Origin of the sequence: Cryptosporangium aurantiacum (assembly GCF_900143005.1) — a bacterium.
Lineage (GTDB): Bacteria > Actinomycetota > Actinomycetes > Mycobacteriales > Cryptosporangiaceae > Cryptosporangium > Cryptosporangium aurantiacum.
The window spans coordinates 313,386-333,416 of sequence record NZ_FRCS01000004.1 but is presented as its reverse complement, the minus strand read 5'-3'; the positions used below and the strand labels follow the sequence as shown (position 1 = coordinate 333,416).

At 70.2% G+C, this 20,031-nt stretch carries 21 protein-coding genes and 2 tRNA genes; 15 read left to right on the top strand and 8 right to left on the bottom strand.

The features are described 5' to 3' along the window. Positions 1 to 6 precede the first annotated feature (6 nt). Entirely contained in the window at positions 7 to 474 is a 468-nt protein-coding gene (locus BUB75_RS15935; protein WP_073257852.1) for a ribose-5-phosphate isomerase, read from the top strand. Here the strand turns inward: BUB75_RS15935 and BUB75_RS15930 are convergent. After that, on the bottom strand, positions 453 to 785 hold the full coding sequence (locus BUB75_RS15930) for a hypothetical protein (RefSeq protein ID WP_073257850.1): 333 nt from the start codon (positions 783 to 785) through the stop codon (positions 453 to 455). The genes BUB75_RS15935 and BUB75_RS15930 overlap by 22 nt on opposite strands. A 26-nt stretch (positions 786 to 811) precedes the next feature. Between BUB75_RS15930 and BUB75_RS15925 the strand changes: the two genes are divergently transcribed. Continuing rightward, positions 812 to 1,621, top strand: a complete 810-nt coding sequence (locus tag BUB75_RS15925; protein ID WP_073257848.1) for an Fpg/Nei family DNA glycosylase — start codon at positions 812 to 814, stop codon at positions 1,619 to 1,621. A gap of 5 nt (positions 1,622 to 1,626) precedes the next feature. Here the strand turns inward: BUB75_RS15925 and BUB75_RS15920 are convergent, their stop codons facing one another. Next, positions 1,627 to 2,016 (bottom strand): ATP-binding protein, encoded by a 390-nt coding sequence (locus tag BUB75_RS15920; protein ID WP_178379879.1) that lies wholly within the window; start codon positions 2,014 to 2,016, stop codon positions 1,627 to 1,629. A gap of 279 nt (positions 2,017 to 2,295) precedes the next feature. Between BUB75_RS15920 and BUB75_RS15915 the strand changes: the two genes are divergently transcribed. From BUB75_RS15915 to BUB75_RS15900, 4 genes are all read left to right on the top strand, one after another. After that, positions 2,296 to 2,664, top strand: coding sequence for a hypothetical protein (locus tag BUB75_RS15915; RefSeq protein ID WP_073257845.1), 369 nt, complete (start codon positions 2,296 to 2,298; stop codon positions 2,662 to 2,664). Between the two features lie 69 nt (positions 2,665 to 2,733). Next, positions 2,734 to 2,970: a hypothetical protein gene (locus BUB75_RS15910; protein ID WP_073257843.1), complete on the top strand. Its 237-nt coding sequence runs from the start codon at positions 2,734 to 2,736 to the stop codon at positions 2,968 to 2,970. An 11-nt stretch (positions 2,971 to 2,981) separates the two neighbouring features. Continuing rightward, complete coding sequence (locus tag BUB75_RS15905) at positions 2,982 to 4,256, top strand: cupin domain-containing protein (protein WP_073257841.1); 1,275 nt, start codon at positions 2,982 to 2,984, stop codon at positions 4,254 to 4,256. Beyond that, positions 4,253 to 5,167 carry a ferredoxin family protein gene (locus BUB75_RS15900; protein WP_178379878.1) on the top strand — a complete coding sequence of 305 codons (915 nt, stop codon included), beginning with the start codon at positions 4,253 to 4,255 and terminating at the stop codon, positions 5,165 to 5,167. Before BUB75_RS15905 ends, BUB75_RS15900 begins: the two co-directional genes overlap by 4 nt. Here the strand turns inward: BUB75_RS15900 and BUB75_RS15895 are convergent. Beyond that, entirely contained in the window at positions 5,148 to 5,525 is a 378-nt protein-coding gene (locus tag BUB75_RS15895; protein ID WP_073258459.1) for a YkvA family protein, read from the bottom strand. The genes BUB75_RS15900 and BUB75_RS15895 overlap by 20 nt on opposite strands. Positions 5,526 to 5,614: 89 nt before the next feature. On the opposite strand from BUB75_RS15895, the gene BUB75_RS15890 reads away from it, so the two are divergent. Together BUB75_RS15890 and BUB75_RS15885 are read left to right on the top strand one after the other, a co-directional pair. Next, positions 5,615 to 5,983: a nuclear transport factor 2 family protein gene (locus BUB75_RS15890; RefSeq protein WP_178379877.1), complete on the top strand. Its 369-nt coding sequence runs from the start codon at positions 5,615 to 5,617 to the stop codon at positions 5,981 to 5,983. Between the two features lie 49 nt (positions 5,984 to 6,032). Then, positions 6,033 to 6,467 (top strand): HIT family protein, encoded by a 435-nt coding sequence (locus tag BUB75_RS15885; protein WP_073257837.1) that lies wholly within the window; start codon positions 6,033 to 6,035, stop codon positions 6,465 to 6,467. A gap of 149 nt (positions 6,468 to 6,616) precedes the next feature. On the opposite strand, the gene BUB75_RS15880 is transcribed toward BUB75_RS15885, so the two are convergent. The 3 genes from BUB75_RS15880 to BUB75_RS15870 all read right to left on the bottom strand — a co-directional run bounded on the left by BUB75_RS15880 (position 6,617) and on the right by BUB75_RS15870 (position 9,855). Continuing rightward, complete coding sequence (locus BUB75_RS15880) at positions 6,617 to 8,302, bottom strand: LTA synthase family protein (protein WP_218617544.1); 1,686 nt, start codon at positions 8,300 to 8,302, stop codon at positions 6,617 to 6,619. Positions 8,303 to 8,381: 79 nt separating this feature from the next. Beyond that, positions 8,382 to 9,629 carry a hypothetical protein gene (locus BUB75_RS15875; protein WP_073257835.1) on the bottom strand — a complete coding sequence of 416 codons (1,248 nt, stop codon included), beginning with the start codon at positions 9,627 to 9,629 and terminating at the stop codon, positions 8,382 to 8,384. A 152-nt stretch (positions 9,630 to 9,781) separates the two neighbouring features. After that, positions 9,782 to 9,855, bottom strand: a tRNA-Gly gene (locus BUB75_RS15870). Between the two features lie 142 nt (positions 9,856 to 9,997). Here BUB75_RS15870 and BUB75_RS15865 point away from each other — a divergent pair. Then, a tRNA-Pro gene (locus BUB75_RS15865) sits at positions 9,998 to 10,071 on the top strand. A gap of 36 nt (positions 10,072 to 10,107) precedes the next feature. Continuing rightward, on the top strand, positions 10,108 to 10,410 hold the full coding sequence (locus tag BUB75_RS15860; protein ID WP_143175236.1) for an IS3 family transposase: 303 nt from the start codon (positions 10,108 to 10,110) through the stop codon (positions 10,408 to 10,410). A 242-nt stretch (positions 10,411 to 10,652) separates the two neighbouring features. On the opposite strand, the gene BUB75_RS15855 is transcribed toward BUB75_RS15860, so the two are convergent. Together BUB75_RS15855 and BUB75_RS15850 are read right to left on the bottom strand one after the other, a co-directional pair. Further along, positions 10,653 to 11,948: an epoxide hydrolase family protein gene (locus BUB75_RS15855; RefSeq protein WP_073257831.1), complete on the bottom strand. Its 1,296-nt coding sequence runs from the start codon at positions 11,946 to 11,948 to the stop codon at positions 10,653 to 10,655. Between the two features lie 167 nt (positions 11,949 to 12,115). After that, on the bottom strand, positions 12,116 to 13,318 hold the full coding sequence (locus tag BUB75_RS15850; RefSeq protein ID WP_073257829.1) for an epoxide hydrolase family protein: 1,203 nt from the start codon (positions 13,316 to 13,318) through the stop codon (positions 12,116 to 12,118). 423 nt (positions 13,319 to 13,741) lie between these two features. Between BUB75_RS15850 and BUB75_RS15845 the strand changes: the two genes are divergently transcribed. The 5 genes from BUB75_RS15845 (at position 13,742) to BUB75_RS15820 (ending at position 19,983) form a co-directional block, all read left to right on the top strand. Then, the gene (locus BUB75_RS15845) at positions 13,742 to 14,545 is read left to right on the top strand and encodes an MBL fold metallo-hydrolase (RefSeq protein ID WP_073257827.1); all 804 of its coding nucleotides are present in this window, start codon (positions 13,742 to 13,744) and stop codon (positions 14,543 to 14,545) included. 385 nt (positions 14,546 to 14,930) lie between these two features. Beyond that, entirely contained in the window at positions 14,931 to 15,191 is a 261-nt protein-coding gene (locus BUB75_RS15835) for a WhiB family transcriptional regulator (RefSeq protein WP_073257824.1), read from the top strand. 3 nt (positions 15,192 to 15,194) lie between these two features. Continuing rightward, positions 15,195 to 16,109, top strand: a complete 915-nt coding sequence (locus tag BUB75_RS15830; RefSeq protein ID WP_218617543.1) for a SigB/SigF/SigG family RNA polymerase sigma factor — start codon at positions 15,195 to 15,197, stop codon at positions 16,107 to 16,109. Between the two features lie 84 nt (positions 16,110 to 16,193). Then, on the top strand, positions 16,194 to 16,919 hold the full coding sequence (locus BUB75_RS15825; RefSeq protein WP_073257822.1) for an SDR family NAD(P)-dependent oxidoreductase: 726 nt from the start codon (positions 16,194 to 16,196) through the stop codon (positions 16,917 to 16,919). A 361-nt stretch (positions 16,920 to 17,280) separates the two neighbouring features. Then, positions 17,281 to 19,983 carry a helix-turn-helix transcriptional regulator gene (locus BUB75_RS15820; RefSeq protein WP_073257820.1) on the top strand — a complete coding sequence of 901 codons (2,703 nt, stop codon included), beginning with the start codon at positions 17,281 to 17,283 and terminating at the stop codon, positions 19,981 to 19,983. Positions 19,984 to 20,031: the final 48 nt, after the last annotated feature.

Genomic DNA, 20,031 nt, shown 5'->3' with positions numbered 1-20,031 from the left:
GCCGGTATGCGCGTCTACCTGGGCTCCGACCACGCCGGATTCGAGCTGAAGCAGCACCTGGTCGGCCATCTCACCGAGGCAGGCTACGAGGTCGTCGACATCGGGCCGCACGAGTACGACCCGGAGGACGACTACCCGCCGTTCTGCCTGGCCGCGGCCACCCGCGTGGTCGCCGACCCGGGCAGCCTCGGTGTGGTGATCGGGGGGTCCGGCAACGGTGAGCAGATCGCGGCGAACAAGGTCACCGGCGTCCGGGCCGCGCTCGCGTGGAACATCGAGACCGCTCAGCTGACCCGGCAGCACAACGACGCGAACGTCGTCGGCATCGGCGCGCGGATGCACTCGGCGGAGGAAGCGACCGCGATCGTCGACGCGTTCCTGGAGACGAAGTTCAGCGGCGAGGAGCGGCACGCCCGGCGGATCGGTCTGCTGGCCGAGTACGAGCGCTCGGGTCAGCTGCCGCCGCTGCCCTGAGGGCGGTTCGCCGGACGGATTCCGGGGGGCAGTGTCTCGGTGGGGACGTACTGGCGCCGGACGATGGTGAGGTTCTGCTCCGCGTCGGCCAGGTCCTCGTCGGTGGGGCGGGACGCGTCGCGGGCGCGCATCGCCGCGTCCAGGCTCAGCATCGAGGGCCCTGCGCCGACGAGGCCACGCAGCACCTTGTCGGCGTCCCGGGCCTCGCTCGCCGCTTCCGGCCGGGGCGCCTCGGGGCCGACGTCGGCCGGACGACGGTCGCGTCGACGCCGTTCGCGGTGACGATGGTGCGAGGAGGACTCGTCCGCCATCTGCCAACCCCTCACCGAGGAGAAACGTGCCCGAAGGACACACGATCCACCGGCTGGCCCAGCGGCACAAGCAGCTGCTCGTCGGCGCGCCGGTGCGTGCGTCGAGCCCGCAGGGCCGTTTCGAGGCGGGTGCGGCGGCGCTGGACGGGCTCGTGCTGCGGGATACCGACGCCCACGGCAAGCACCTATTCCACGACTACGGTGACCGCTGGCTCCACGTCCACCTGGGCCTGTACGGGACGTTCGTCGACGGCGCAGGGGAACCGCCCGCGCCTCGCGGGCAGATCCGGCTGTTGCTGACCGGCGGCGGGGAGACGCCGGCCTGGGCCGAGTTGCGCGGGCCGACCGCGTGCGAGGTGCTCGACGACCCGGGCCGGGACGCGTTACTGGCGCGGCTCGGCCCCGACCCGCTGCGCGCGGACGCCGAACCCGATCGGGCCTGGGCACGCATCGGCCGCAGCCGGACGTCGATCGGCGCGCTGCTGATGCGGCAGGACGTCCTCTCCGGGGTCGGCAACGTCTACCGGGCGGAGGCGCTGTTCCGGGCCGGGATCGACCCGTACCGGCCGGGGCGTGACGTGTCGGTGGAGGAGTGGACCGCGGTCTGGGACGACCTGGTCCTGCTGATGACCGACGGCGTGCGGGTGGGCCGGATCCTGACGCTGCGCCCGGAGGACGCGGAGCGGGACCCTGAGCTGCCCAGCCGGCAGGACCGCGGCGCGGGCCGCTACGTCTACCACCGGGCGAACCGTCCGTGCCGGATCTGCGGGACACCGGTCCGGACCGCGGTCGTCGAGGGCCGGAACCTGTTCTGGTGCCCGTCCTGCCAGAAGTGAGACCTTCAGCACACGACGCTGTGCTGGGGCGTACGGACGCGGAGTTCGAACCAGATCCGCTTCCCCGACCGCGACGGGCCGTCCGGTTCGACGCCCCAGCGGTCGGACATCGCGTCGACCAGGGCGAGCCCCCGGCCGGACAGCGCGTCGGGGTCGAAGCCGCCCAGCCGGGGTGGCTCGTAGGCCTCGTCGTGGACCTCGATCCGGACGTCCGAACGGTCACGGCCGGTGATGATCAGCACGGTGGCGCGCGACCTGGCGTGGACCACCGCGTTGGTGACCAGTTCGGTGACCAACAGTTCCGCCGCGTCGACCAGGTCGACGTCAGCGCGTGGGCCTAGCGTGTCGGCAACGAAGCGCCGGGCCAGCCGTGGGCTCCAGGCGACGGGCTCCAACTCGATCTGGGCGCGGATCGGGCACCTCCTCCAGATCGTGCGGCGCGGATGTCTTCGTTCCTAGTGTGCCGTTTTGTCATACACCACCCACGCCTGGGTGTGCCTGTTGCTATCTGGGGGCCTCTCGGACTGGACGAATCGGGACTCTTGAACGGTACGGATAGGGATGTGACATATACGAAACCTTGCCGCCGTTCATTCGACCATGCTCACGGGTAGGCAGGTGTCAGCTCGAGTGGTGGGCCCTCCGGCCTGCTGCCATGAAGGAGAAGGAACCTGATGCGGGACCACGTCCTCGTGAAGAACGAACGCCGGGCCCTCGCGGCGTACTCGACCAAGACACAGTCACCCGTCAGTCCGGAGTTCAGTCGTTTCCTGCGCGGCGCCGGGGCCGCGCTCGACTGGGCGACCGGTGCGGTGGACGCCGCGCCGGTGGGGCCGGATTCCGGTCCCGCCGACGGCGACACGATCATCGCCGAGATCCAGCGCTGTGACGTGGTGCTGGCGGGTACGGCGTCCCCGTTGATGCCGATCCGTACCGATCCGCACTACGTGAACGGCGTTGAGCACGCACTGCGCTGGCTGCTGGAGCTCGAAGCCGAGCCTCCGGTGCCGCTAGAGACCCGTCCGGAAGTACCTGCGGCGTAGTTGGTGTAATCCGCGCGCTGCGGGGGCATTCGCCACCACGTTCGACCCCCGCAGAGAGAGGAACCCCTCATGGCGCTCAGTGACGACGACATCGCGACCTCCGGCCCCGGCAGCAACGAAGGCCCGGGGGACGCGGGAGCCGCCGGCACTCCCGGCGTTCACGACGGTGGCGCGGACGGAGGCGCCGACGGTGGTGCCGAGGGTCCGGCGGACGCGGGTGCGGCCGGTACGCCCGGTGCCCACGACGGAGGCGCCGACGGTGGCGCGGACGGTGGTGCGGCCGACAGCGGTGCGGCGCCGCAGTGACAGTTGATTCCGTGTTGCCGCTCCGGACGACCGGCTCTCCGGCCGGTCGTCCGGCGCTGCGGCGGTGCGTCTCGATCCCGACCGAGCGGTTCGCCGAGGAGCACTGGTCGCAGCGTCCACTGTTGAGCACCGGTGGCGAGTTCGCCGACCTGTTCGGTTTGGACGCCGTCGACGACCTGCTCACTCGGCGCGGCCTGCGGACGCCGTTCATCCGGCTGGCCAAGGACGGGGCGGTGATCGACCCGAGCCGCTACACCGGCCAGGCAGGTGCGGGGGCGGAGATCGCCGACCAGGTCGTCGACGAGCGCGTCATGCAACTTTTCGTGGACGGCGCGACGATCGTCCTTCAAGCGCTCCACCGCACGTGGCCGCCGCTGGTCGACTTCGGACAGCAGCTCGCCACCGACCTCGGCCATCCCGTCCAGATCAACGCCTACGTCACGCCGCCGCAGAACCAGGGGTTCGCGGCGCACTACGACGTCCACGACGTGTTCGTGCTCCAGGTGGCCGGGGAGAAGCGCTGGCTGATCCACGAGCCGGTGCTGGAGCATCCGCTGCGTTCTCAGCCGTGGAACGCGCGCTCGGACGCGGTCGCCGCGCGGGCGTCCGAGGAACCGGTGATCGACACCGTGCTCCGCCCCGGTGACGCGCTCTACCTGCCGCGCGGCTGGCTGCACTCGGCGCAGGCGCTCGGCGCGACGTCGGTGCACCTGACCATCGGCGTCCACCCGGTGACCCGGCACGCGCTCGTCGACGTGCTCGCCGCGCTGGCGGCCGACGTTCCCACGCTGCGCGAGTCGCTTCCGCTCGGGATCGACCTCGACGACCCGACCGCGCTCGCGCCCGAGCTGACCGCGGTGGTCGACGCGCTCGCCGGGTGGCTGCACACCGCTGATCCGTCCGTGGTGGCTTCGCGGCTGCGGGCGGCCGTCCGTCCGCAGAGCCGTCCGGAGCCCGTCACACCGCTGGCCCAGGCCGCCGCCGTGGCCGCGCTCGACCAGCAGACCGTGGTGCGGCTGCGGCGGCACCTGCACTGCGCTGCCTCGGATCTCCCGGACGGCTCGGTGGTGCTGCGCCTGCCGGACCGGACGCTGACGCTTCCGGCGCTGACCGCGCCCGCGGTGAAGACCCTGCTGTCCGGTGCGCCGGTGCGGGTCGGTGATCTGCCGGGTCTGGATCCCGGCGACCGGGTGGTGCTGGTCCGTCGCCTGCTGCGCGAGGCGGTCTGCGTCCCGTCCTCTGTTGTGGACGCTCTGCCGCGCACCGATCCGGGGGACGCCGGGTGACGGTGCCTGCTCGGGCCGCTGCCGTCCCGAAACCGCGGTGTGCGGTGACCGCGCGGGCCCGTGGTGACCAGCTATTCGGCACCGCGTCACCGGGGGAGCGGTGGCTGCTGATCGAGCACGGCGGGCCCTGGCCGCGGCGGGCGTTCGACGCGTCGCCGGAGTTGCTGCGGGTGGCCGAACGTTCCACGGCGGTCGGCGTCCGCGCCGTGCTGATCCGCCGCCCGGGGCGCGCCCGCCGGGCCTTCGGTTCCGGGGGCGTCGTTCCTGGGCAACCGGAGTCCCGGGCCTACGCCGTGGTCGACGCTCGGCCGGGTCGCGAGGGTGTCTGGTGGGGCACGTTCTTCGAGGAGCGCGAGCTGCTCGACGTCCCGCTCGAGCCGACCGGACCGCCGTCGCGGGAACCGGTGCACCTGGTGTGCGCCCACGGCCGCCACGACACGTGCTGTGCGGTGGAGGGACGCCCGGTCGCCGCGGCCCTGGACGCCGCCCGTCGGGGCAGTACGTGGGAGTGCTCGCACGTCGGCGGCGACCGCTTCTCGGCGAACCTCGTCCTGCTGCCGCACGGCCTGTACTACGGGACGCTGGACCCGAACTCGGCCCTAGCGGTTGCCGAAGCGTACCGCGCAGGCCGGGTGGTTCCCCCGTACCTCCGCGGCCGCTCGGCGTTCCCTCCGGCGGTGCAGGCCGCCCAGCACTACGCCCGCCTCGCCACCGGCGACGACTCGCTCGACGCGCTCACGCCGCTCGGCGTCGAGCGACTGGACGACCGCACGACCCGGGTACGGCTGGACGGCGCCACCGTGACCGTCCGGGCGGGCTGGTCGGAGCCGGCCGTACTGACCTGCGCCGCCGACCGCCCGCAAATCGCTCGCGTCTTCGAGCAGGTGACGATCAGTACGCCTGCCCGTTGATCGTCGGCGGCGCGACCGTGCGCTCCCACTCCAGGAACTGGTCGGTCTCGGCGAACAGCGCGCCCGCCAGGTAGACCGCGACCGCGACGTCGTCGGCCAGGCCGAACAGGAACATGAACGCCTCGGGCAGCGCGTCGATCGGCGAGACGACGTACGCGACGCCGACACCGAGGAACGCCAGCTTGAGCCGCGACAGGCCCGGGTACCGGCCGGACGCCGACGCCGCGATCATGCGCGGGATCGCGCCGAGGCGGGCCGCGATCGACGGCGAGCCCGGCCGGGATGCTTCCCGCGCCACCTTGGCGGCGGCGGCGAGCCGAGTCTTACGTCGCAGGGACCCACTTGCGGTGCGAGCCATAAAGACACCTCCGATGATCAGGGCCTCCTCCTTGATACCCGCTGAGAGCAACACCATCCGTGATCGCGGTGTTCCGGGAGACTGGGCGGGTGACCGACGAAGACGCCCTGCGGGCAGCAGTCGAGCGGCGAGCCCAGGCGCTGGCCTCGGGCCGGGCATCCGCGTTGGAGGCGGTGTTGCATCCACGGTTCCGGTGGACGTCGCACCGCGGTGAGGTGTTCGACCGCGCCGCGTACGTCCGGTCGAACACCGCCGGTGACCTGGTCTGGCGGCAGCAGCTGGTCGACCGCACCGAGGTCGTGGTGCTGGGTGATACCGGCCTGGTGACCTGCGTCGTCACTGACCAGGTCGAGGTGGACGGCGCTTCCCGCTCGTTCCGGATGCCGGTGACCCAGACCTGGGTGCGCGAGGCGGGTGAGTGGCGCTGCCTGGCCGGTCACGCGGGCCCGCTGCTCTAGGCGGTCGGCACAGGATGAAAGCCTCGGCTGATCGGCGTACCGTCGGCGGATGGCAGACGAGTGCCTGATCTGCGAGAAGCACGCCGGGCGGGGGGAGCTGCTCGCTCCGATGGTCTGGGCTGACGAGTCCGTGGTCGTCACGCACCGGGGGGCCGACCCCACCGGGTACGGCCCGCTCGGTTACCTGTTCGTCGAGACCCGCCGCCACGTCGAGTCCTGGGACGCGATGGAGCCCGACGAGGTCGCGATCGTCGCTCACACCGCCTGGGCGGCGGCTCGGGCGCTCCGCGCGGAACTCCCGGTCGAGCACGTCTTCACCGCGATCGTCGGCCGCCGGGTCCCGCACTTCCACCAGCACGTGTTCGCCCGGTTCCGGGGAACGCCGTCCGAGGTCGACTGGCTGGAGTCTCCGCTGGTGGCGCCGGAGCGCTCGGCGTCCGAGATCGCCGAGTTCGCCACCCGCCTCAGCCGGTACTTCACCTGACGCGGGCCGCCGCGCCCGCCCGCGCCCGGCGGCCGGCGGCCGGCCGTGTGATGTCCGCGCCCGGCGGCCGGCCGCGGCCCCCGGCGGGCCAGCGGCTCAGCCGCCGAACCCGGTCCGGCGGCTGAGCCGCAGCACGCGGCCCCGCGGACTCAGCCGCTGAACGCGGTCAGGAACTTGTCGCGGAACGCGTCCATCTTCCAGACCGGAGCGTCCGGCGCCGGGTTCACCCCGTCCTGCCAGCCCCAGGACGTGATCCGGTCGAACACCTTCGGATCCTTCGCGACGATCGTCACCGGCACGTCCCAGCTCGCGTTCTGCCCGGTGACCAGCGGAATCGGCTGGTGGTCGCCGAGGAACACCAGCACGGTGTCGTCGCCGACGTACTTCTGGGCGTACGAGATCACCGTCGAGAGGGAGTACTCGATCGTCTTCCGGTACTGCGTCCGCACCTGGGACGGGTTCTTCTGCGAGAAGCTCGGCCGCGGACCCGCCGTCGCCTTGCCGTCCCCGACCTGGTCCCAGTCGGTGAGCTTCGGCACGTACGACCACGGCGCGTGGCTGGACGTCCCCTCGACCTCGGCCACCACCGGCGCGTGCCCCGGCTTCGACAGCTCCTCCCGCTGCAGCTTCGACAGGATGTACTGGTCCGGGATCGCCGACCACTGGTACTTCGGGCCCTGGAAGCCGAGGTTGCGGGAGTCGTAGATCGTGTCGTAGCCGAAGAACTCGCCCTCCGGCCAGTAGCCGGTCAACCCGGGCATCACGCCGACCGCGCGCCAGTCGGCCCGCTTGAACGCGCCGGTCAGCGTCATCCGGTCGCTCTTCACCAGGCTGCGGTACCGGGCCTCGTTGTTGATCCAGAGGCCGGAGTAGAGCGTGGAGTGCGCCAGCCAGCTACCGCCGCCCGTCGTCGGGGCCGTGAGGAACGCGCTGCGGGCGGTCAGCCCCGCCGCCTTCAGCTGCTGCGACCCCTCGTCCAGCAACGCGTCGACCTGCGGCGCGTACCTGGGGTCCTCGACCGCGCTGCGCCCGTAGCTCTCGATGAACGTGAACACGACATCCTTGCCGCTCAGGGCCGACAGCAGCTGGCTGCTCGGGGTGTCGCGGAACGCGTCCTGCTCGAGCTGCTTCGCGAACCGCTGCCGGTCGAGCAGCGCCGCGGGCACGTTCTTCATCGTGTTGTAGGCGAACGGAGCGGTGACGTTGCTGGTCCGCGGCAACCCCTGGACGCTGTAGCCGAAGCCGGCGCACACGAACCAGACCACGGTGAGCGCGGCAACCAGCCTCGTCGCGTGCGGCTCGGCGTCCACCAGCGTCGTCGACAACCGGCGGACGGCGAGCGTCATCAGCGTCACCACCGCAAGCAGGGCCACCACGATGCCGACCGTCGCCCCGATCGCCGAGGCCCGCCCGTACGAGCCTTCGATGAAGTCGAAGCCGTTCCCGAAGAAGCCCCAGTCAAAAATAATGTTGAAAGGCCGGGCCAGGACCTCGAAGAACCCCATGTCGAGGACCTTCAGCACGGTCAGCACCCCGAGAAACGCCCCGGCGGCCGTGGCCAGGATCCGGCGCAGCCGCCCGGGCAGGACCAGCAGCACGGCGGCGCCGACCACGGCCTCCACCGGGATCCGCAGGAACGCCTTCGGGGTGAGCAGGTACACCCGGTTCGGGAAGAGCAGCGCGGCGTACACGAGCAGCGCCGCGAGCACGGTGATCGTCCACCGCAGCACGGTTCGCCACCGGCGAGGCTTCGGCGGCGCCGCGGACGGCGCGACCACGCTCAGGTCGTCGTCGGCCGTCGTCGCCGGCTCGCGCGTCCCCGTCAAGAGCGCCATCCGTGTGCCCTTCCCCGTAGTCGGTCGGCGCGGCGGGTCCGCGACGCCACCAGCCTCACGGCCCCACCGGCCGGAAAGTTCATGTCAAAGATCCGACTGCGTCGCGCTCCGCGCGCGGTTCGTCAAACTGGTCCAGTCCCGCCCGTACCTGCCGAACCGCTACTGCCTTGTTGCGGACGTCGTACAGCAGCGAATACGTGGTGACCACCAGCGCGACGAGCATTAGCGTCGCGAGTAGCCGCGGGTCGACCAGGGGCCCCAGCGGACCGGTCCGGAACAGGAACGGAAGATAGGCGAGGAACGACGACGTCTGGACGATCAGCGGCACGAACCACAGTCGCGGCCGGTAGAACGCGAGCACGAGCGACAATACGTCGGCGAGGTAGAAATAGCGCTCGTGCATCGCCGGGAGAAAGAACGGCACCAGGATCGCGAAGCAGGTGGCGGCGGTCACCAGGCGGGCCCGGTCGAGTTTCGTCCGCGTAGAGACCAGCACGTAGCAGATGCCGAGTACCAGCGCGGCAGCGAACAGATAGCCGAGGTTCTTCAGGACGCCCTGGCCGACCGTCACCTGCAAGTACTGGTACACCGACGGGGCGCCCCGCCGTAGTGCCGACGGTTCGTCCAGCTGGCCGGCGTAGAGCCCGAGCAACTCGACGGGGTCCCGGCCCAGCAGCAGCGCCGGCAGGTCGAGCGCGACGTACACCACCGGCAGCGCGAGCAGCGCCCGCCACCGGACGCGTCCGCCCAGCACGGCGAGCATCAGCAGCGGGAAGATGAAGACGGCCTGCGGCTTGAACGCATACGCGGTGGCGAAGAACGCCACCGCCATCCACTCCCGGTCGCGCAGCAGGAAGTAGACGCCGCCGAGGCAGAACGCGGCCCAGATAGAGTCGCACTGCCCGTACATCGAGGCGTTGATCACCACCGTCGGCAAGAACGCAGCCGTGAGCGCCGCCACCGCCGGGATTCGCCACCCCGGCCACCGCAGCGCGACCAACCGGTGGACGAAGAACACGAGCAGCACGTCGAATGCGACGAGGATGAGCTTGATCTTCATCAGCGTCGCGCCCGGCAGCCACCCGGCGATCACCAGCAGATACAGGAACGGCGCGTTGTAGTTGCCGATCGGCTCCCGCAGCCCCCGGACGCCGCCCGCAGCCTGGAGCTGGTCGTACCATTCGCCGAAGACGACCAGGTCAGAGGTGTAATAGCTGCGGCAGGCGTAGCGGATCAGCAGCGCGAGCGTCACCAGGCCGCCGAGCAGCAGCCACTCGGCAGGGGGCACCGTCCGGGCCCGTGCGATCCGGTCCCGTACCCACGACACTGGTGCGCCCCTCTCGAATTTTGGCGGTCCGAGGGGAACACGGCCCGTTGCCGCGCAAGGTTCGACATTTGACCCATCAAGATCCGTGGGGCCCGCGTACGACAACGGGCCAGGTCTGCGGAGACTCGCCGCTGACCTGGCCCGTTGTGCGGTGGAGCGGGTGACGAGAATCGAACTCGCGTAGCCAGTTTGGAAGACTGGGGCTCTACCATTGAGCTACACCCGCAGGTGGCCGCTCGTGCGACCGGCACCATAATAACGGCACGGGCCGGTGGTCCTGCCACCGAGTTCCGTGTGGCGTGCGCCGCCGCGGCCGGGGCAGCGAGCCGTCGCGGGTCGCTACCGCCTACACTGGCGGCGCAGTGCCGCGGGGTGTGGCGCAGTTTGGTAGCGCACTCGCTTTGGGAGCGAGGGGCCGTGGGTTCAAATCCCGCCACCCCGACCGCGTTTTGGCTGGTCAGACGCTCTTCGTCGGAGGATGACGGGGAGCGTGGGGCTGGCGATGTGGGCAAAATGTGGGCAGGCGCTCCCGGAAGCAGGCGTGTCGATCGCTCCGAGTACCTACTACGCCGCCTGCAATCGGCCGGTCTCGGCGCCGGCGTCCCGGGACGAGGAAGTCACCGCCGTGATCAAGCAGATCCACGCGGAGAATTACGGCGTTTACGGCGTTCGGACGATCTACGCCGAACTGGTCCGGCGCGGCGGTGTGAACGGGCGGCCGGTCGCGCGTTGCACGGTGGCCAGGCTGATGAAAGCCTGGCCACCGTGCTACGTGGTCTGATTCGCGGCCGCACCCCGATCACCACGCGGCCCGGCAAGAGTCCGGACACCCGCCTGACCTGGTGCAACGCCTGTTCACCGCGGCGGCCCGAACACCTTATGGGTTGCGGACATCGCCTGATGGCTTCCTTCGCGGCGTCGTCGGTGGTATGCGCCGGGTCAACGCGCTGACCGACGCCGAGCCGCCCCAAGGCTTGGAGTGACGGCGCCCGTGAAGCCATTGGCCGTGGCCCGCGCCTCGAGTCAGCGGGCCGAGCGGAAGGCGGCACGGATCTCCTGAGTGAACAGCTGGGGCTCCTCCCAGGCCGCGAAGTGCCCGCCCCGCACAGGTTTGTTGTAGTACCTGAGGGTCGGATAGCTCGTCTCGGCCCAGCTGCGTGGCGCCCGGAAAATTTCGCCCGGGAACGCACTGAACGCGACCGGGACGGTCACCGGCGAAGGGCTGTGGCCCGCAGCGGCGGTCTGGGCTCTCTCCCAGTACGTGCGGGCGGCCGACTCGCCCGTGCCGGTGAGCCAGTAGACAGAGACGTTGTCGAGGACGTGCTCGCGGGTGAGGTTGCCCGACGGCGGGCCGCCGAGAAAGGCACGGGAGATCTTGCGATAGCTGTCGGTATCGTGATCGAGCATCCAGGCCGCCAGGGCCACGGGGGAGTCCAGAAGTGCGTAGCCGATCGTCTGCGGGCGCGTCGACTGCTCGACCAGATAGCCCTTGCCGCTCGCCGAGAACTTCTCGAGTGCGGCGAGCGCGGCTTTCTCATCGTCGGTGGTTTTCGGCAGGCTGTCGGTGCCTGCCAAGGCCGGGACCAGCAAATTCAGATGGATAGCCAGCAGTCCCGTTGGTGCCAAGCGCCCGAGGTTGTCGGTGACGGCGGCGCCGACGTCGCCGCCTTGGGCGACGTAGCGGGAGTAACCGAGGCGACGCATGAGTTCGGCCCAGGCACGCGCCGTCCGGCTGGTGTCCCAGCCGAGTTCGCTCGGTTTGCCGGAGAAGCCGTAGCCGGGGATCGACGGCAGTACGAGGTGGAAGGCGTCCGCCGCGGTACCGCCGTGCGCGGTCGGGTCCGTCAGCGGGCCGACCGTCTCGAGCAGTTCGACGATCGAGCCGGGCCAGCCGTGGGTCATGATGAGCGGCAACGCGTTGTGGTGCCGTGAGCGTACGTGGATGAAGTGGATGTCGACGCCGTCGATCTCAGTCTTGAACTGCGGTAGCGCGTTGAGTTTCGCCTCGGTCCGGCGCCAGTCGTGGCTGGTCGTCCAGAATCGGGCGAGAGCCTGTGCAGTCGCCAGTTGCACGCCTTGTGAGCGGTCTGCGACGAGCTCGCGAGACGGCCAGCGGGTCGCGGCGATGCGGCGACGCATCTCGTCCACCCGCTCGCGCCGGATGGCGACCCGGAACGGGCGTATCCGGGTCGGGCCGGTGGGCGGTGCCGCGTTCGCGGGGGCCGGGCCGAGCGCGAAGGATGCGGCGATGGTGACGCCGGCTGCGAGGCCGCCCTGCAGCAACTGCCGTCGAGTGGGTCGGGACGCGGACGAGGTCATCGTTTTCCACCTCTTGATTCGTTGAATCGTTGACGCGTAGTGCGGATGGCCGGCTGGGCCATGCGCCAGTGCCACGTCGATACGGTGCGGCGGGCGCTTTGCGAGGCGATGGCCTCAGCCGGCGAGGAGATCCGATGCGCTGGTGACGAGGCCCGGAGGCCGACGATTTATCGCAGCGGACGGAACGCGGCCCGCAGTTGGACCGCGAACAGTTCCGGCTCTTCCCAGGCGGCGAAGTGGCCGCCGCGCTCGGCCTGCCCGAAGTAGTTGAGGGTGGGGTAGGACTTCTCGGCCCAACTGCGCGGCGTCCGCCAGATCTCGCCGGGGAACGTGCTGAAACCGACCGGAACCCGTGGGTCCGGAAGCGGCGGGCGTCCCGCGGCGGGCGCGTCCGGCCCGTAGGCCTCCCAGTACGACCGTGACGTGGACGCGCCGGTGCCGGTCAGCCAGTAGGCCGTGACATTGTCGAGGATGTGGTCGCGGGTGAGGTTGCCCGAGGGCTTCTCGTCGACGAATGCCCGGGCGATCTTGTAGTAGGCGTCGGTGTCGTGGTCGATCATCCAGGCGGCGAGGGCGGCCGGCGAGTCCAGCAGTGCGTACCCGATGGTCTCCGGCCGGGTGGCCATCTCCACGAAGTAGCCGTTTCCGCTGGTCTGAAAGACCTTGATCGCAGCCAGCGCCGCGCGCTCCTCCTCGGTTCCGGCCGGCAGCGAGGCCGGGTCGTTGAGCGCCGGCACCAGGAGGTTGGTGTGAATGCCGATCAGCCCCTGCGGTCCGAGCCGTCCAATCGCGTCGGTGACGCCGGCGCCGACGTCACCGCCCTGGGCCACGTACCGGTCGTAGCCGAGCCGGCGCATCAGCTCCGCCCAGGCCCGGGCGGTGCGCACCAGGTCCCACCCGACCTCGGCCGGCTCGGCGGAGAAGCCGTACCCAGGCAGCGAGGGCAACACGAGGTGGAACGCGTCGGCGGCGGTACCACCGTGTGCGGTGGGGTCGGTGAGCGGGCCGACGGTGTCGAGCATCTCGATGACCGAGCCTGGCCAGCCGTGGGTCATGATCAGCGGCAGTGCGTCCGCATGCTTGGATTTGACATGGACGAAGTGGATGTTCACTCCGTCGATCTCTGTGGTGAACTGCGGCAGCGCGTTCAGCCGGGACGGCACTCGCCGTAGGTCGTAGTCCTTCTCCCAGTACTTACCGAGCGCCCGCATCGTGGCCAGCTGCACGCCTTGCGAACGGTCGCCGACGAGCTCCCGCGTCGGCCAGCGCGTCGTCGCGAGACGGCGACGCAGGTCGTCGAGCGCTTCCTCACGGAAGTGCACAGTGAACGGTCGGACGGCACGGTCGGTTCGCTGCTCGAGCGTGGTCATGTCACGCACTGCCTTTCAGTCGGAGTTCCGCACGAAAAAGCCGAGTTCCGGGTGGCCGGTGGGCTCACCACCTGCGACCTACCGAATCCACGTTTCCCGGACGCCCTCCAGCCTGGGCGACGACCGATGCCGCTCGCGCCGGGGAAACTCCCTGGCCAACACACTGGGCACTCGCCCGAAAGCCCGCCCACCAGGCCACGTACCGGCGGCGGAGACCGCGTTGCTCGCTGGTCACGGGTTGGGCGACCAGTGACCGGGGTCTGCGCCGGACCAGGGTGTTCAACCGGCGCGACGCGGTGCCCGGGAACGCGACCGTGGTGTCAGGCAACGGAACCCGAAGAGCCTCCGGCGCGCCCGTGGTCGGCGGAGGGTGCCCACGAGAGGTCCCGTCCGCGACACGGCTACGTCGAGGAGATCAAGGTCATGACAGGCGTGTTCACCCGGCGGGATTGCGCCGCCACTGTCCTCGGTGGTCCTACCGTCCTCATCGACATCGGAGGCTTGCGAATCGTCGTGGACCCGACGTTCGACGCGGCGGGGCCGCACGGCTACCTGACCAAGGTGGCCGGACCGGCCGTGGTGGAAGCAGATCTCGGCCCCGTTGACGTCGTCCTGGTCAGCCACGACGACCACCCGGACAACCTGGACGACCGCGGCCGGGCCCTCGCGCTGGCGGCACCGCTGGTGCTGACCGGCCCGGCCGCGGCCGGGCGACTGGGGCCGCGGGCGGTCGGGCTGCCTGCATGGGCGTCGCATTCGGTGCCACGCGCCGATGGCGGCGGCGACTTGACCGTCTTGGCAGTGCCGGCCGTGCACGGCCCCGAAGACGGTGAGCGTGACACCGGCGGCAACGTCAATTGCGAGGTCACCGGGTTCGTGCTGTCCGGCTCCGGCTTACCGGTCATCTACATCAGTGGCGACAACGCGTCATTGCGAACAGTGGCCGAGATATCTCGGCGCGTACCAGACGTCAACGTGGCCATACTCTTCGCGGGGGCGGCCAGGGTGCCGTCGAAGTTCCGTGGCCGTCCCGTCACGCTGGACAGCCGCCGGACCGCCGCCGCCGCGGCGGTCCTCGGTGCCGCGATCGTAATCCCGGCTCATTACGACGGCTGGACGCACTTGTCGGAAACCGCGACGGACCTCGTGACGGCGTTCGATGAGGCAGGGCTGGCGCCGTTGCTGCACCTGCGCGATCACGCGGCCTGGGCGTCCCTACAACCGTGATCCAGCTCGGCGTCGGACGCTTCGACATGATCTACACCGCCGGTGCGCAGACGACCAGTGCCCGGACGCGAGCCGTCGAGCTCTGCTGGTGGCGGAGCCGGGCGCAACGGCGCGGCCGTCGCCCGGTGGGTGCACGACATCGCCGCCCGGCGCAGCGACGCGCAGTTCGAGCTGGTCGACTTGCGCGACTACCCGCTGCCCCACCTACTCGGAAGACAGGCGACGCAGGTTGGAGCGGGCGACGTCGATCGCGTCGTCCCAGGCGGACGGGCCCGGGTACCTGGTTAAAGCCCGGGGGGTGACCCGGGAGATTCCCCGGTGCGTTCGGCACCCCGGTCGACACACAGTGATCAAGACGAAGCGAAACTCTCCACAGGGGATCTCCATGAACTGGCGAAACCGAGCGGCATGCCGCGTCGAGGACCCGGAGTTGTTCTTCCCAGCCGGTGACGACGGGTCAGCCCTGATCCAACTGGCTCTCGCGAAGTCGGTGTGCCGTCGGTGCCCGGTGCTGATCCCGTGCCGGACTTGGGCGCTGGCCGTCGGGGAGACCGCCGGGATTTGGGGCGGACTGAGCGAGGACGAACGCCGCGCCGCTCGGCTTCGGTGGGACGTTGAGCCGCCTGCCCACCGAACAGCCGTCTGAGGCGTGGTGTTCCTGTTCCGGCGCATTCCAGCACCGACATTGGAAAGGACGGCCATGACACTGACCCCGGAAATCGAGCGCCCGGGGCGGCGCGATGACACCTTCTTCCCCGACTACTCCGACTACCGGCAGGTCGCTCCACACTTCGAGCGCTTCGCGGCGCTCGACGTCTCGGCTCCGGAACGGCCGGTGCTGCGCGAGCGGCTCATCCTGATTCACCTGCCGCTCGCCGAAAATATCGCCCGCCGCTTCGCGCGGCGCGGCGTACCGAGCGACGATCTGCTCCAGGTGGCGCGAGTCGGACTGTTGACCTCCGTCGATCGCTTCGACCCCACCCGCGGCACGGTGTTCTTGGCGTTCGCGGTTCCGACGATCGCCGGTGACCTCCGACGTCACTTCCGCGATCACGGCTGGTACGTACGGCCGCCCCGCCGCCTGCAAGACATCTACCTCCAGCTCGACGCCGCGGTGACCGAACTCAGCCACCGCGACCGCCGGTCACCGACGGCCACCGACCTTGCGGACCATCTCGGCGTCGGAGTGGAGGAGATCGTCGAAGGCCTCCAGCTGACGAGCGCCTACACGCCCATACCGCTGGACGCGCCGAACACGCACCGGCCGGACGGCTCGCCGCTCGTCGAGTCACTCGGCGCGCTCGATCAGGCGCTCGGAAAGGTCGACGACCGCGAGACGCTGAAGCGGCTGATCGCCACCCTGCCCGAGCGGGAGCGGCGAATCCTCGGCCTGCGGTTCTTTGAGGACCGGACGCAGCGCCAGATCGCGTCGGAGGTCGGGATCTCGCAGATGCACGTTTCCCGCGTGCTCTCCGCGACGCTCGCTCGCCTCCACGAACGCCTGCCGTCCAATGCGCGAGGTACGGGCGCGATCGCGCCTCGTCGATCGTCCGGCGACCAGTGATTCCCACGGGCGCGAGGTCCTACCACGGGGTGCTCGCCGTGCCCGGCCAGCTCCCGGTCGTACTCGACGGAAAGGGATGAGCCCATGCTCGACGGACCTCTGGATGGCACCGTAGCGCTGGTCACCGGCGCCGACGTCGACGTCGGTTCGGCCACGGCGCGACGACTGGCCCGCGAGGGAGCCGCGATCGCCCTGATCGGCGCAGACCGAGACCGGCTGGCGGCAGCAGTCGGGGTGATCACCTCGGATGGTGGGCACGGTGTCGCGGTCGAGGCCGACATCACCGACCAGGAGCAAGCCGCTCGCGCGGTGTCGGACACTCTCGACCGATTCGGCCGGTTGGATGTGCTGATCAACGGTGCGGGCGTGGCGCTGCGCGGTACCGCGCTGCGCACGACGCTCGGGGAGTGGGACCGGATGATCGCGCTGAACCTGTCCGCGCTCGTCCATCTCACGCACGCGGCCCTTCCACACCTCATCGACGCCGTGGCGAGTTCGCCGCGACAGGTTGCCGACATCGTGAACATCGGTTCGGTGGCCGGACGCATCGCTCACCAGGGCGGCAGCGTCTACCACCTGACCAGATTCGGCCTAGCCGGATTCACCGAGTCGCTGCGCCAGGAGCTGGTGACCGACCGGGTGCGGGTGGGCATCGTCGAACCCGGCGAGGTCGGCTGCCTCGACGACGCCGCCCGGGACGCGGCGCTGAGGCCGGACGAGATCGCGGACGCTATCGCCTACATGGTCGGCCGCGGCCACCGAGTGGCGGTCAACGAGATACTGGTGCGGGCCACCAGACAGATCTGGTAGAGTTCTCACTCAATCGCGTGGGGCGCCGTCCGCCAGAGGCGGGCCACCAACCCCGGGGGTCGCTCGCAGAACCACAGCGACGTCAAGCACCTGTGACGAGCATCATTGGCGCCTCCCTCGCGATCAGGCAGGACGGTACCGTCCGTCGTGGCCGGCTTCCGCGAGGCGCACGACCTGCGCTGGATCCGGCCGTACGTGCCGCTGCTCGATGGCGTTTGGCCACCCGGCGTCAGCGCGTGAAATCGCGTAACACGTGCGGGGGACGTGAGATGTACGCAGTAGCGGTAGCCCCGATTCACACCTCCCCCTGTATCGATTCTCGGCGTCGGGCGCTCGGTGGCTTGCCCGAAGGCCTCGTCGGATGACCACCCTCATCGACAGGCAGACCGAACGTGCCCGTCTCGACCGAATGGTCACAGCGGTGCGCGGAGGCGAGAGTCATGTCCTTGTCCTGCACGGCCCGGCAGGCGTAGGCAAGTCTGCATTGCTCCAGTACGCCCAACGCGAGGCTGCAGACCTGCGGGTCCTGCGTGCCGTCGGTATCGAATCCGAGATGGAGTTGGCCTTCGCCGGCGTCCATCTGTTGTGCCAGCCGCTCCTTGACCGGCTGGAGCATCTTCCCGACCACCGCCGCGAGGCGCTCGAGACGGTGTTCGGAATGCGTGCGGGGGCTCCGCCAGATTTGTTCCTGGTCAGTCTGGCCGCGCTGGACCTTCTCTCGAGCGCCTCGGAGAACGGGCCTCTGCTGTGCCTGATCGATGACGCGCAGTGGCTCGACCGCGCCTCGGTGCAGGTTTTCGGCTACGTCGGCAGGCGGCTGCTCGCCGAATCGATCGGCCTGCTGTTCGGCACCCGTGAACCGGGACCGGAGCTGCGTGGCCTCGAGCAGATGGAGATCACCGGCCTGCGCCCCACCGACGCCCATGCCTTGCTTGACTCGGTCACGCAAGCGTCGCTCGACCGGGGCATTCGCGATCGGATCGTCGCGGAGAGCCAGGGTAATCCCCTCGCGCTGATCGAACTCTCGTATGGGCTGAGCCGAACACAGCTCGCTGGGGGCCGCGGTCTGCTCAACGCGGAGACCCCGCCGGGCCGAATCGAGGAGAGCCTCCTCAGCCGAGTCGAGGCCCTGTCGGAGTCGGCCCGGATGCTGTTGGTGGTGGCCGCCGCAGAACCCGTCGGTGACCCGGACCTGGTGCTCCGGGCCGCCGAACGGCTCGGGGTCTCATCCGCCGCCGGCGAAGTGGACGAACTCCTCACGATCACCGATCGTGTGACCTTCCGCCTTCCACTTGTGCGGTCGGCCGTCTACCGTGCCGCGGCTGCCGAGAAGCGCCGGGCGGCGCACCGGGTGCTGGCGGAGGTTACGGACGCCGAAACGGCACCCGACCGGCGCGCCTGGCATCTCGCGGCGGCGTCAGCCGAGCCGGACGAGGCCCTCGCCGCGGAACTCGAGCGTTCCGCGGAACTCGCCCAGGCCCGCAGCGGGCTCGCGGCGGCCGCCGCGTTCCTCCACCGGTCGGTGGCCCTAACCGGCGAGCCATCCCGACGGACCAACCGGATGCTGGCGGCCGCGGACGCGAGCCTCGGAGCCGGTCACCTCGACGATGCGCGCCGGATCCTGGGGTCGCTGGACACCGCAACGCTCGACAGTGCGCAGAGTGGACGGGCCGGTCTGCTGAAGGGTCGGGTCGCCTTCGCCGCCGGCGCACCCGCTACGGCGATCCCCCTGCTGTTGAACGCCGCCGAGCAGCTCGCGTCCACGCATCCAGAGTTGGCGCGGGAGGCGTGCCTGCATGCGTGGGGCACCGCTGACGTTGCCGGAGACCGGGACAGTATCGTCGCGGTCGGACGAGCCGCGCGGAGCCTGCCTGCGACGGACAGCGGCACTGCGATGGACTTACTTCTCGACGGGGTGGCGCTGCTCGTCACGGAAGGTCGCGCGGCGGCCGCCGCGACCCTGCAAGAGGCCGCAAAGGCGGTCGCCCGCATGGCCACTGCCGATGTCATCCGGTGGGGGTGGCTAGCCCAAGGCGCCACCCCGGCGATCTGGGATATCGAGGGTATGCGGAACGTCTGCACACGTCAGGTGCGCCTCGTCCGCGACGCCGGTGCCCTCCAGATGCTGCCGTACCACCTGACCGCGCTCGGATACGCGCTCACCTGGGTCGGTGATTTCGCGGAGGCCGCCGCCATCATGGCGGAGAGTGAGACGGTCGCGGCAGCGACGAGGAGCCCCATCCCGCCGTACACCAGACTGCATCTGCTCTCCCTCCGCGGCGAGGAGGCCGAAACGCAGGAGCTGATGAAGACCGCGCTCACAAACGCTGCGGCTACGGGGTTCGGCTCGGCGGTGACGGCCGCGCACTGGGCGGGAGCGATCCTCCATAACGGCCATACCCGCTACACGGATGCGATGCGATCGGCGCTGGCCGCCGAGGAGAGGTGGAACCCCTTCGGCTCCACGTGGGTCCTGCCGGAACTCGTCGAGGCCGCCAGCCGTGCCGACGAGATCGAGGTTGCGCGAGACGCCCTCGAACGGCTCGTTGAGACGACCAAGCCTTTCGACACCGACTACGCCAGAGGCCTCGAAGCCCGCAACCGAGCATTGGTCGCCGACGAAACCACTGCGGCGGAACTCTATCGGGAAGCGGTCGAGCGCCTGAGTCGTACGCAGATGCGCCCCGATCTGGCCCGAGCCCACCTTCTGTACGGCGAATGGCTGCGACGTCGGCGTCAGCGCGTCGAAGCGCGCGAGCAGTTGCGCACCGCGTACGAGATGTTCACGTCGATCGGGATGAACGCATTCGCCGAGCGCGCCCGCCGGGAGCTGATCGCCTGCGGCGAAAAGGTACGTAGGCGAACGATCGAGGCCACGCCCGGTAAGGAGCTCACGGAACAAGAACGCCAGATCGCGAGATTCGTCCGCGACGGCTTCACCAACCCGGAGATCGGCGAACGACTCTTCCTCAGCCCGCGCACGATCGAATGGCACCTCCGCAATATCTTCACCAAGATGGGTGTCAACTCCCGACGGCAACTGCGCGACGTCTTCACGGAGTAGGGGACGTCGGCGCACGAGCCGGAAGCCCCCGCCCGCCCACTCGTCTCC

What these genes read in the sequence shown, in the direction of transcription:
- BUB75_RS15935 (WP_073257852.1), top strand. Translation starts at nt 7, where the DNA reads ATGCGCGTCTACCTGGGCTCCGACCACGCCGGATTCGAGCTGAAGCAG.
- BUB75_RS15930 (WP_073257850.1), bottom strand. Translation starts at nt 785, where the DNA reads ATGGCGGACGAGTCCTCCTCGCACCATCGTCACCGCGAACGGCGTCGA.
- BUB75_RS15915 (WP_073257845.1), top strand. Translation starts at nt 2,296, where the DNA reads ATGCGGGACCACGTCCTCGTGAAGAACGAACGCCGGGCCCTCGCGGCG.
- BUB75_RS15910 (WP_073257843.1), top strand. Translation starts at nt 2,734, where the DNA reads ATGGCGCTCAGTGACGACGACATCGCGACCTCCGGCCCCGGCAGCAAC.
- BUB75_RS15895 (WP_073258459.1), bottom strand. Translation starts at nt 5,525, where the DNA reads ATGGCTCGCACCGCAAGTGGGTCCCTGCGACGTAAGACTCGGCTCGCC.
- BUB75_RS15885 (WP_073257837.1), top strand. Translation starts at nt 6,033, where the DNA reads ATGGCAGACGAGTGCCTGATCTGCGAGAAGCACGCCGGGCGGGGGGAG.
- BUB75_RS15880 (WP_218617544.1), bottom strand. Translation starts at nt 8,302, where the DNA reads ATGGCGCTCTTGACGGGGACGCGCGAGCCGGCGACGACGGCCGACGAC.
- BUB75_RS15860 (WP_143175236.1), top strand. Translation starts at nt 10,108, where the DNA reads ATGACGGGGAGCGTGGGGCTGGCGATGTGGGCAAAATGTGGGCAGGCG.
- BUB75_RS15855 (WP_073257831.1), bottom strand. Translation starts at nt 11,948, where the DNA reads ATGACCTCGTCCGCGTCCCGACCCACTCGACGGCAGTTGCTGCAGGGC.
- BUB75_RS15850 (WP_073257829.1), bottom strand. Translation starts at nt 13,318, where the DNA reads ATGACCACGCTCGAGCAGCGAACCGACCGTGCCGTCCGACCGTTCACT.
- BUB75_RS15845 (WP_073257827.1), top strand. Translation starts at nt 13,742, where the DNA reads ATGACAGGCGTGTTCACCCGGCGGGATTGCGCCGCCACTGTCCTCGGT.
- BUB75_RS15835 (WP_073257824.1), top strand. Translation starts at nt 14,931, where the DNA reads ATGAACTGGCGAAACCGAGCGGCATGCCGCGTCGAGGACCCGGAGTTG.
- BUB75_RS15825 (WP_073257822.1), top strand. Translation starts at nt 16,194, where the DNA reads ATGCTCGACGGACCTCTGGATGGCACCGTAGCGCTGGTCACCGGCGCC.
- BUB75_RS15820 (WP_073257820.1), top strand. Translation starts at nt 17,281, where the DNA reads ATGACCACCCTCATCGACAGGCAGACCGAACGTGCCCGTCTCGACCGA.